Genomic DNA, 11826 nt, shown 5'->3' on the forward strand with positions numbered 1-11826 from the left:
CTTATGTGTTTTATGAAGTCTAAAAATAAAATCTTCAACAGCATTTCTATAGTCCCACTTTGAATACACAAAACCGATAAGGTCAGAAAGGGTATGGTCACGGAAAAATATAGATACTCCTCCTTTAGGAGGTGAGATAGTTAGTTTTTTTATCTCACCTCCTGAAAGTCGATATGGTTTGTAAAGAATATCAGGTTTTTTTACACCGCCAAAGGGGTCTTTCTCGATATTGATGCCCAACGACCTTGAAAGTATATCTTCATCGGTAGCTATCCATTCAATACCGGCATTGACGGCAATGGGGATTATAGATTCACTCACAGCTCCCTCAGATGGCCACATTCCTTTTGGTTTTTTACCAAATATCTCATAGTGGTATGCAACCGCCCTATTTATATGCTCAACAGCATCCTCAGAGTGAGAAAATCTAATTTTTGGTAGATTTATATCAGGCATGGATGCCTTTGCAATATTTGTGTCACATAGCAGAGGTAGTATAGGATGATAAAATGGGCTGGTTGATAGCTCTATCTGAGCGGATGACTCTGCCTTCCTGTATTCAGGTATTATTAACGACAATATCTCCTTTTGCTTTTCAATAAGCCCACTCTTTTCCTCCTCTGTAAAATCCCTTCCCTTCTTAATCAGATATGAAAGAAATGGGTCTTTATCCTTGAACAATGGGTCAAACCACGCGAGGTTAAACCAGACCTGAAGATCAAGAAAATCCTGGGTAGAGAAATACCTTGAAATCCTTTCAATCTCTCCCTTTACCACATTATAGCCCCTCTTGGAGAGAAGTTCGTTATATCTTGAATATATCTTTATCATGTTATCCCAGTTTGCGAGGAAAAAATTATTCAGTATGAAAACCTTATTCTCAAGGTCAAGGCTATCCGCTGGAACCAGCGTATGTATAAGGCATCTATCAGTAGCACCATTCTCGACATAGTCCTTTATCTGACTGAGAAGCGATGGAACAATGTTGAATGTAGCCTTTATCTCCGGAAAATCTCTTAGGATTGCAACCATATCGTAGTAATCCTTTATACCGTGAAGCCTAACCCATGGAAGGACATAATCTCCTGTCTCAGGGTCTTTATAATATGGCTGATGCATGTGCCAGATAAAGTTTATATACAGCGGCTTATCTTTCTTCATATTGATATATTATCTCTCCTGGTCTTGACATTCCAAGTTTATCTCTCGCAATTCCTTCAATAAACTGCGGGTCTGACCTTAATGCCTCTACTTCCTTATGGAGTTTCTCGGTCTCCGAAATCAATCTGTTTATCTCTGCATCTAACTTTGCCTCTTTTTCTTTCATCATGTAGTATTTTATAAGCCCCATGTCACCGAATATAAACGAGAAGGCAAGATAAAAAAAGATGAGCAGATATATCAAAAATCTTAATGGGTATTTTTTATGCATAGATGTCTAAAGACCTCTTTACCTTTAAAGGTAGCTGCCTTGCCAAGTTCTTCCTCTATCCTTATAAGCTGGTTGTATTTTGCTATTCTGTCTGTCCTTGACGCAGAGCCACTCTTTATCTGTCCTGTATTACATGCAACAGATAAATCGGCTATTGTTGTATCCTCTGTCTCTCCTGACCTGTGCGATATAATGGTTGTATACCCTGCCCTTTTAGCCATCTCTATAGCCTGAAGTGTCTCAGTCAGAGTCCCTATCTGATTGAGTTTAATAAGCACCGAGTTTGCAATCCCCTCATCTATTCCCCTTTTTATAATCTTTGTGTTTGTAACAAAGACATCATCACCGACGAGCTGTATCTTATCCCCCATTGTTCTTGTAAGCAATTTCCATCCATCCCAGTCATCCTCTGACATACCATCCTCTATTGAGACTACAGGGTATCTCTTTACCAGATCAGCGTAAAAGTTGATCATCTCTTCTGATGACCATTTTTGTTTTTTCTCACCCTTAAGAATATACGACCCCTCAGCAAAGAGTTCACTCGCTGCTACATCGAGGGCTATAAAGACATCTTCTGATGGAATATATTTCGTTTTCTCTATAGCCTCTATTATCAAAATTATAGCCTCTTCGTTTGATGTGAGATTGGGTGCAAAGCCTCCTTCATCACCGACCGATGTACTGTAGCCTTTTCTCCTGAGAATATCTTTTAGGCTATGAAATATCTCTGAACCCATTCTTATCGCCTCAGATACAGAAGATGCACCTACTGGAACAACCATGAACTCCTGAATGTCTACATTATTATCAGCATGGGCTCCCCCATTAATTATATTCATCATTGGAACAGGCATCACATTAGCCCCTGGTCCTCCGATATACCTGTATAATGGAAGTGCCAGTTCATCGGCAGCAGCCTTTGCAACAGCAAGAGACACTGCAAGTATGGCATTTGCTCCAAGTTGCCCTTTATTCTCTGTGCCATCTATTTCTATAAGAAGGTTATCTATCATAGCCTGTTCAAGTGCATCAGTCCCAAGCATCTTTGGCGCTATCTCTTCATAGATATTCCTTATAGCATTCCTCACACCCTTTCCATGATACCTGCTGCCACCATCCCTTAGTTCAAGTGCTTCCCTTTCTCCTGTTGAGGCGCCAGATGGAACAGCTGCACGTCCAAAGGCACCACTTTCAAGGAGTATATCCACCTCTACTGTGGGATTCCCTCTCGAATCCAGTATCTCCCTGGCTATTACCTCCACAATCTCGCTCACGGCTTACCCTCCCATAATGAATCTTTTCCCAGCGTTCAGGAGCACTTCCAATCTATTTTCGTCGCCAGCCTCTGCATAAATCCTCACAACAGGTTCTGTGCCAGAAGTCCTTATCAGTATCCAGCTATTGTCTTCGAGTATGTATTTTATACCATCTATTTTAACCACTTCCCGCACCCTGAGTCCATCGAAAAAAGGTGGAACATCTTTGAGTCTTTCTTCGAGGGTGTTTTTCATACCCTCTGTAAGGGTAATGTTAATCCTTTTGGTAACTATCTTGCCAATCTTCCTGTATAAATCATTTAGTATCTGGCTAATCGTTTTGCCTTCAATAGCCACCATCTCTGCCACGAGGAGACATGCAAGGATACCATCTTTCTCAGGGATATGTCCTTTAATACTAAGACCAGCACTTTCTTCTCCTCCTATGATTAATTTATCTTTTGAGATAAGGTCACCTATATATTTAAATCCTACAGGTGTCTCATGGACATATCTACCGTGATATCTCGCAACAGAATCGACCAGATGTGTCGTAGCAACTGTCCTTGCAACATCCCCTTTCCATCCCCGCTCTCTGACAAAATAATCCATCAGCAGGGCAATGATATAATTTGGTTCTATAAATATTCCGTCTTTATCTATTATCCCGAATCTATCAGCATCGCCATCGGTAGCAAGTCCAAGATCATAATCTCCTTTTTTGACAAATCCTCTCAATTCTGAGAGGTTTTTTTCTGATGGATCAGGAGTCATACCTCCGAAATAGGGGTCTCTATAGCCATGTAACACAGATATCTCACATCCATTTTCCCTGAGGATTGTATCAAGATAATCCCTCGCTGTTCCATAAAGTAAATCAACAGCAATCTTGAGCTTCGACTTTTTTATTGCACTGAGGTCGATCTTTTCCTTTAAATCTGTTAGATAAGGCATGCGCATATCTATATTTTCTAAAAGACCTCTATTCCGTGCCTCATGTAACGGAAGTGTGGCGATGTTATTTATCGAAATTGTATTAATCCTTTCCTCTATATAGCCTGTTACCTCAGGGAGTGCAGGACCACCCCAATCAGGTGAAAATTTGATACCACCGTATTCCGGAGGATTATGGCTTGCAGTGAAATTAATAGCACCTGCTGTCTTTCTCCTTAATATCTCATATGAAAGAACAGGGGTAGGGACATCCCTGAGAGAAAAATATCCCTTGATACCATTACCGGCAATTATGCTGGATGCCTCCTCAGCAAACTTCTCTGAGAGAAAACGGGTATCGTATCCTACAATAACACCTTTTTCTTTTAATCTCTTTGAATCTATATAATCTGCAATAGACTGAACAACTAACCTTACATTAGCAAATGTAAATTCATCGGCTATCTTTGCCCTCCACCCTGATGTACCAAACTTAATCCTGCTCATATTCATCAGTATTATAGTCTTACATCCCCTGGTTTATAAACAGATATTCCTTCGATCTTCGAGAACACCTTGTCATTTGTTGCTAATGCTTTAATGCCTTCCTCTTGCATGCTGGCAACGATAAGTGAATCATTAATCATCAGTCCATATCCTGCTCTAAATGTCTGACTTTTAAGGATTGCCTCAAAGGAAATAGTTTTAACTGCTATGCCCATCTCAACAATCCTTTGAGTATTTATAGAATATTCATTCAGTTGTTTAATCTTTTCAGGAGTTTTTTTGAGTTTTTTGACTACATTCGGGGGTCTTACCAACTTTTTTCTGACAGCTTCGATCATCATTAAACGGTGAAGTACCTCTAAAAGGACATTTACAGAGGTTACACCATTTAAATCACCTTGTTCACATCTATTCAGAAAGGCATTACTTTCGTTAGATACACCAGTAAAATGGTAAATGAATATATTAGAATCAATAAAAACCTCTGATCCTGACTCAATACTATCCAGTCTCATACACGCCTTCTTCTTTCATTACAGCCTTAAGGACTGTTTTTGAAACACTCATTGCCCCATATGTACTTTGAGATATATCCTTTTTCCTTTCCACTTTTTTTCTGTCAATTGTAAGCAGATACATCTTGAGGGCATCTTCCAATATCTTGCTAAGAGATTGCTCTTGAGAAAGAGCAACCTGTTTAGCTTTAAACACTAACTCTTCATCTAAGATAGTTCCAAGTTTTTTTTTCATAGAATATCACCTCTTTCTCTGTTCGAAATATAGCAGGTTAAGATAAGATTGTCAAGAAATATAGATTTTTTTCTTGAATTCTTACATATGGAAAACTATTGATAGGATACATGGTAGCTAATGTGGAGGGAGATTAAGGGAGAGATTTGGGGATGCAGGACTAAAGTCCTGCCCTACTATAATCTGAACTTTATGGCATACCATAATGCCTTAATGCCGTCTTTCCATCCTATCTTCTTGCCTTCATTATAAGTCCTTCCGTAATAACTTATCCCCGTTTCGTATATTCTCCACAGTTTGGTCTTCGCAGTCTTTACAGTAAATTCGACCTCAAATCCAAAATCATCACAGGTCAACTCTATCCTATCGAGAACCTTCCTTCTAAAGACCTTGTAGCAGGTCTCAACATCTGTAAGCATAGTATCGTAGAGCATATTAATAAGTGTGGATATAATCCTGTTTCCTATATAATGATGATAATACATGACCCTGTGGGGATTTCCGTAGAAGCGTGAGCCAAAGACTACATCGGCTTTGTCCTCAAGTATAAGTTTAATCATAGGGATTAAATCAAGGGGGTCGTATTCGAGGTCTGCATCCTGAATTGCTACTATATCCCCTGTTAAATGCTTGAATCCTGTCCTGAGTGCAGCCCCCTTCCCCATATTTTTATCGTGGAAAATAACCTTGAACGCAGGTCGGTTCGGCAAGATCATGACAGGATTGTTAAATTTTTTAAGTATCTCCCTTGAACCATCAGTAGAGAAGTCATCAACAACTACCACCTCTTTCTCAAGGTTCCATTCAGGTGGAAACTCAAGGCGTTGAACCCTATTGAGCATTTCCTCTACATAGTTTTTTTCATTATATACCGGGACAACTATCGAAAGTTTCATGCGACCTCCTTAAATACAGTACAACACTCAAACCAATCAAGAACCAGAAAAGCATTGCAGAGTCATCCACATAAAAGTCATCAAACATATTTCTCATGAAAAAACCGATAACCATTACAAATGTAGATAAGCCAAAATATGTCTTAAATCGGCTCGACAAGCTCCCCTGAACTTGATTCAGAGCAGGTCTATCTTTTCCTTCGGATTGAGCCTCAGGACGAAACCCTAATGAGTCTCTTGCAAGCCTCCAGTTAATCTTTAACACCCTGAATATCAGCCAGAGAAAGGCAATTAACCCTAAAACTCCAAGTTGAATCGCAATATCAAGAAAGGTATTATGCGTATGCCACATATGACCGTATTTCTTTCGAAACTGAGGGTATTTTTTATAAAAACTCATCCTGCCAAAGCCTGTACCTTTCAAAGGGTCTTCCGTTATTTTTTTAATCGTAAATTTCCATACATCAAGCCTTGCAGTCAAGGGGGTATGAACTTTATCTTCACTTTTAGCAAACATATTGGTTATTTCACCACGAAAAAAGCTCTTATCGGTTATCAATGAAACTACTACAATTATAGACATTATAAGGATCAGATAGCCTAATTTCTTTTTTTTAAAAAATAATATGGTCATTACTAAAATAATGGCTATCTCAACCAACACGGCAATCAATGCCCCCCTGTTGTGTGTTATATAAATAGAGAATATATTAAAAAGTAAGAGGATTAAAAGTAGTAGTTTTAAGATTCCTTTCTCCATATAGTAATAAGCAAAAAATAAGAAAGGAAAGATAGTAATCAGATAAGTAGAATATGTCCCTCCACCTGAGTGTAATGATTTTGCCATGTATATAGGATTAGGTGGGTTGATAAGAATACCACCGTGGTAGTAAAATTCAACAATGCCGTATATTACCATAATTACATTTGCACCAAAGAAAACAGCAATGATTTTTTTTATCCTTTCTTCGTCAAAGTCAATGTTAACAATCAGATAAAAGAGTAAAAAATATTTAAGCGCCTCTCCTCTGAACTCTCTAAGGGAATATTCAAAATCAACAGCAGTAAAAAGTGAAATAACGCTGAACAACAAAAATAATATTATGGGAATATCCAGAGGCGTCTTCTTTAACTCCAGAGATTTTGTTAAGACCATCTTATAGCATAATAATAACAGTGGAAGGAATAGTGTTATAGACCTGATAGTCGTCGTATGCGCAACAGGAAGCACAACTATCAAAATCATTAAACATAGAAGAATAATGTTATCTATAAGATTAATTGTGTTGATTTTTTCCATTTATTATTAAACCTTATCTTAATCTAACTGTCTGATTCTTAAAAATCTACTATTTGAATGTAAGGATGCAGCTTATACTGATTTATATCACAATTGATGTGGTTGGGGGTATATCAGTGCTGAAGTGACCATTTCCAGATAGGAAATACTTTTATATTAATTCCATTTTCACTTACATCCTTTTCCCCATCATAGGTAAGTATCATACCTTCATTTGTACCAAGCCATCTGCACGCTTCGATCAATCCACCTATCTCTCTTTCGCTATTTTCTTGATTTAGTTCAAAACTTACCTGTATTGGAAATAATTTATTGTTCTCGGTTTTTGCTATAAAATCACATTCTTTCTTCTCTTCAAAGTAAAAAACCTCATAGCCTCTTCTCCTCATCTCTAAAAATACTATATTCTCTAACAATCTCCCTGCATCAGCAGAGGTTATCCTCCTGCATAATCCAGTATCTACAAGATAGACTTTTGCAGGATTTCTCATCCTTTTATAGACCGATTCAGCGAACTTTCTTACCTCAAAGACAAGCATGCTCTGGAGAAAATGCTTATAGTATCTGAAAAGTAAATCCTTTGAAAAGGGAAATCTATCCTTATACTGCTTATAAAATGAGGTCAAGGAAAATTTCAGGGAAAATGAAGAGAAGAGTTTATCTGTAAGGTTTTCTAAAAGTGGTATATTTGTTATATTGTATCTCTCAACCAGATCCCTGAAATACATTGCACTAAAATATTCCTTTATAAGTTTTGTTTTTTCAATCTCCAATTCAAGGAAAGAGACCTCAGGGAATCCTCCCCATTTCATATATTCAGAAAAGTATTTCTTAACAAGTGCCTTTTTTGAGCCATATATAAGACCCTTATCACTTAAATCTATATCTTTAGCATGCAAATATTCTCTGAATGAAAACGGCAATACCTCTATACTCCATGCTCTTCCTCTCAATTCTGTATGTATCTCAGAGGGCATCATTTTGGAGGAAGAACCACTTACATACACCCTTATATTTTCACGCTCTACTGCCCTTCTGCAAAACCTCTCCCACCCTTCTATGTTCTGAACCTCATCCAGTAAAAACACAAGGTCTTTTCCTATAAGATGTGGCCTTAGTTCTAACATTACATCTTTCAAACTTTCAAAGTCCTTGAGTTCAAACCCAAGCAGACGCTCGTCTTCAAAATCTATATATAATGAATAATCTCTATATTTTTTAAACAGCGCATATAAAATAAATGTCTTGCCACTTCTTCTTACCCCATAAAATACTACTGTCTTATTAAGAATTTCAGGAAAAAAGATTCCTTCTCTATCAACGATCTTTCCTATTTGTTTAAGAATAAATTCCTCATTTGATACGATTATCTCCTCAAGGATACGCCTGCCTATCATATTTTTGTCCTTTTGACAAGGACAATTTAGATGATTTTTAGATCTTTGTCAAGGATAATTTTGACCTGCCCATTTTGTAGACGTGTTATGAAAAGTATAAGCCAAATTCTTTAGCTATAAATTTATCTAAAAAACTTCATTACCTCATATTTCAGGCGTTTACAAGGCATCTGTGCCTCTGTTTTAGTAAGACCAATGTCTTTCACAGGTTTTAGATTATTAAAATAATCAGAATACGGCAGCCCATTTACTACTGGCTGATTCTTCGCCATCTTTACAATGGAGATATCAGAAATTATCTCTTCAACACCTGCCCATTCATTACGACTATTCACAAATATATTTCTATGAGCTGGATCAAAGACAATCCACTTTCCTTTGTGTTTCACAAAGGCAATCCCTAACCTTTCCTTTCTATTTTTGGGCGAAATAAATCTCATAAAGGCAGGTATGTCCGCATACGCACAGAGGGTTGCAAACACATCCGCTATCTGATCGCTATCTCCGTAACCCCTAATAATAACATGCGCTACATGGTCATCTACAACTGGCATATTAGGTGGATGGAGCCTTGTATTGTCTATTGTCCATTTATAGATAGCCATGATTTTATCTTTATCATCCATATCTGGTTTAAGAATCTCGCCAATAATTTCTTTATATTGCAGGTCTCTTGAAACAAAGTGAACCAACTTGTTAAACAAAGGTATCTTCTTCTCATGAACATAGTAGTTTATTCCAACCTTGTAGCTAACCTCTAAGTAAAAAAAAATGGCAAAGAGGATAGCGACTATCAGAAAAAAAGAAAAGAAGAACCAGAAACCAGTCTTATACGATAATATCCTCTTTGCCACTAATTTCTTTCGATAGATTCTTTCTTCTAAAAAGGATTTTTACAGCAATACTATTATCCCTGATTATACTCCAATCAACATTGGACACAAGAAACACCACCACAAGAAATAAAAATACTAATTTCGCTATCAGAGTAAATATATCCAACTGATTTTTGAATAATAGATTCATTACAATGTTTGTTAAGATAGCTGTTATTAAAATAATTAGTACTATTTTAATTGGTTTACTCGAAAAATATCTGATTATTTTCTTAAGAAGTGTATAAAAAATACTGTTTTCCAATGCAATTGGAATCTTATTATTTATTACTCTAACAATTTTTAGCGATATACTATTATCAAACCATTCTCTTTTCATTTTAGTTAAGTTATTTTATCTTTTTAATGCCAACCACTAAACCATTTATAGTATATTTATCTGTTTTAAGGTCAATGCTATTACCTACTCCAACTTCTCTATCCATATAATAAAACCTACCATCACTCCTAAAAGCATATAACTCCAGTAGCATCGTAATATTCCTTATCTCAGAATCTATAAGTTCAAAGTATTTTCCATCACGCAATAAAATATCTGTACGTGGTTCGTTGCTGATTATAGATTTAACTCGTCCTATTACAACATCATTCAAATTAAGTATATTATCTCCTGGCATTATTAACCGGCCTATATCTTGATTTATCTCTCTAATTTTTATCTTTAAATTAAACACATTTCTTTGAGTATCAATTTTTATTCCTTCTTTTAAAACTGCTATCCTATTTTTAGAATTTTCTACAACAACATCATATATTGTTTCCATTTCACTACTTTTAAATTTACCCTTTATTGTATTTCTATCGGTATAAGTAATATGTCCTATTTCTCTTTTATAGCTTTTTTTATAGCCCGGTTTTGGAAAAACAGTTACGGTGGTCTTACTGTCAAAATGTTTGCCTTTTATCGTAAATGATACAAGTCCTTCCTCTATTTTATAATGTATCTTATCTATCTTAGGATCGTAAATAAATATCAAGTCGTAAGCGTAGTAAAACATTGGTGCAAAACTTAAAAATAATATAATCACCAAGAAATCTAATATATTAACCAATCCTAAAAAACGTCCCTTTTCATCTATCAAAGTCATACGATTATTTGCCTACCAACGAATTGTATATATCAAAATATTTTTCTATACCACTATCAAGCGAAAGGTATTGTTTAGCAGTTTTTCTGCATCTGTTTTTCAAATCATTTTCTCTCATTAAATCCTTTAAATCATTTACTGCCTTTATATATCTTTCTTCAGAAAACTCGTCAACTACTACCCCCACCCTGTTCTCTTTAACAATTTTCTCTGTATCACCCATGCCATAATTGATAATCACAGGTATGCCACATGCTAAAAACTCACCAAACTTTATAGGAGAAGAACCCAATCTCTTAAATGGTTTATCAAAAAAAATGCCTGCCTTAACAAGGGGAATAAACTTATGCACTTCTTCGTGAGGAAGTCTAACAAATGTAATAAACTCAGGCTCTATATTCTTTTTGTTTAATATCTTTTTGATAGGATTAAAGTCGCTCTGAGTAAGAAAAACAAAATGGGCATTTGGAATCTTAGTCTTCGCAGTCAAAAAGAAGTCAAGCATTTCTTCAACCATATACCATGGACTGATAGCACCAAGATAGAGAAAAGTAAACCCCCTTAGAAAGGACGGGGCTTTAACCCCGCCCTTTCTGCAAGGAATTAAAACTTTATTTACCCCGTTAGAAACTGATTTTCTAAGGGGGTCTATATCATCCCCACCATAAATGGCGGGGCTTTCTAATGGGGTAAACTTATCGGATAAATTGTGTGGTAGTGGTTTAAATCTATCTAAGTCTACACAACATGGAATGACAGTCATGCTCTTATTATCTCCACTTAAATATGGAAGGTTACGATTAATATGATAATGTGCTTCTGTAAGAACAACTATATGATCAGCAGACTTTAAGAATAATCTTTCAAACCATTTAACAAGTTTATATTTAAAATCGTTCTTTTTCCATATTTCTCCACTTGCATACTCATCTGCAAGAAAACCTCGCATATCAAAAATAAATTTAATTCTGAATAATTTCTTCAATGCATATGCAATAACAGAAGGCGTAGCACCTCTGGCATGAACAATCTTAATACCTTCTTTTAATACTAAAAAACTCGAGTAAATTAATCCAACAAAGAGATCAAATGCAGTCGCAATAAATGAAGGATTTTTATGATAAGTCAGATAATACCATTTGATACCAGCATCTCTCAGAGTATCATTCATCTTTTTAATTTCCTCTTTCTTTTTAAGATCACCCTTTTTCTCATATGTCAATAAAGTTATTTCAAAATCTTTTTTATACAAGCCATGAAGATATGGAATACCCTGTGATTTCAAGACAGGTTCCATAGCACCGTTATATGAGATAAAAAGTGTTCTTTTATTTATATCCATTGATGATACGGTCGTTTCTTTTAAAT

The 11826-nt window shown here is 36.1% G+C and carries 13 protein-coding genes; all 13 read right to left on the bottom strand.

Annotated features, from left to right (window positions below; all coding sequences use genetic code 11):
- On the bottom strand, positions 1-1161 hold a 1161-nt coding region (locus AB1488_05410; GenBank protein MEW6409533.1), incomplete at its 3' end, for a glycoside hydrolase family 57 protein.
- Entirely contained in the window at positions 1148-1432 is a 285-nt protein-coding gene (locus tag AB1488_05415) for a septum formation initiator family protein (protein ID MEW6409534.1), read from the bottom strand. The genes AB1488_05415 and AB1488_05410, both read right to left, overlap by 14 nt.
- Positions 1411-2709: a phosphopyruvate hydratase gene (gene eno / locus AB1488_05420; GenBank protein ID MEW6409535.1), complete on the bottom strand. Its 1299-nt coding sequence runs from the start codon at positions 2707-2709 to the stop codon at positions 1411-1413. Before eno ends, AB1488_05415 begins: the two co-directional genes overlap by 22 nt.
- 3 nt (positions 2710-2712) lie before the next feature.
- Positions 2713-4131 carry a phosphoglucomutase/phosphomannomutase family protein gene (locus AB1488_05425; protein ID MEW6409536.1) on the bottom strand — a complete coding sequence of 473 codons (1419 nt, stop codon included), beginning with the start codon at positions 4129-4131 and terminating at the stop codon, positions 2713-2715.
- 11 nt (positions 4132-4142) lie between these two features.
- Entirely contained in the window at positions 4143-4646 is a 504-nt protein-coding gene (locus AB1488_05430; protein MEW6409537.1) for a type II toxin-antitoxin system VapC family toxin, read from the bottom strand.
- Positions 4633-4881: a hypothetical protein gene (locus AB1488_05435; GenBank protein ID MEW6409538.1), complete on the bottom strand. Its 249-nt coding sequence runs from the start codon at positions 4879-4881 to the stop codon at positions 4633-4635. The genes AB1488_05430 and AB1488_05435 overlap by 14 nt, the downstream gene beginning before the upstream one ends.
- A 176-nt stretch (positions 4882-5057) precedes the next feature.
- Positions 5058-5777: a glycosyltransferase family 2 protein gene (locus tag AB1488_05440; protein MEW6409539.1), complete on the bottom strand. Its 720-nt coding sequence runs from the start codon at positions 5775-5777 to the stop codon at positions 5058-5060.
- Complete coding sequence (locus AB1488_05445; protein MEW6409540.1) at positions 5746-7077, bottom strand: O-antigen ligase family protein; 1332 nt, start codon at positions 7075-7077, stop codon at positions 5746-5748. The genes AB1488_05440 and AB1488_05445 overlap by 32 nt, the downstream gene beginning before the upstream one ends.
- Positions 7078-7190: 113 nt before the next feature.
- The gene (locus tag AB1488_05450; protein MEW6409541.1) at positions 7191-8474 is read right to left on the bottom strand and encodes an ATP-binding protein; all 1284 of its coding nucleotides are present in this window, start codon (positions 8472-8474) and stop codon (positions 7191-7193) included.
- 122 nt (positions 8475-8596) lie between these two features.
- Positions 8597-9328: a transglutaminase-like domain-containing protein gene (locus tag AB1488_05455; protein ID MEW6409542.1), complete on the bottom strand. Its 732-nt coding sequence runs from the start codon at positions 9326-9328 to the stop codon at positions 8597-8599.
- The gene (locus AB1488_05460; protein MEW6409543.1) at positions 9303-9689 is read right to left on the bottom strand and encodes a hypothetical protein; all 387 of its coding nucleotides are present in this window, start codon (positions 9687-9689) and stop codon (positions 9303-9305) included. The genes AB1488_05455 and AB1488_05460 overlap by 26 nt, the downstream gene beginning before the upstream one ends.
- Before the next feature lie 10 nt (positions 9690-9699).
- The gene (locus AB1488_05465) at positions 9700-10458 is read right to left on the bottom strand and encodes a DUF4330 family protein (GenBank protein ID MEW6409544.1); all 759 of its coding nucleotides are present in this window, start codon (positions 10456-10458) and stop codon (positions 9700-9702) included.
- Between the two features lie 4 nt (positions 10459-10462).
- On the bottom strand, positions 10463-11826 hold a 1364-nt coding region (locus AB1488_05470), incomplete at its 5' end, for a glycosyltransferase (GenBank protein ID MEW6409545.1).

The organism is Nitrospirota bacterium (genome assembly GCA_040756155.1).
GTDB lineage: Bacteria > Nitrospirota > Thermodesulfovibrionia > JACRGW01 > JBFLZU01 > JBFLZU01.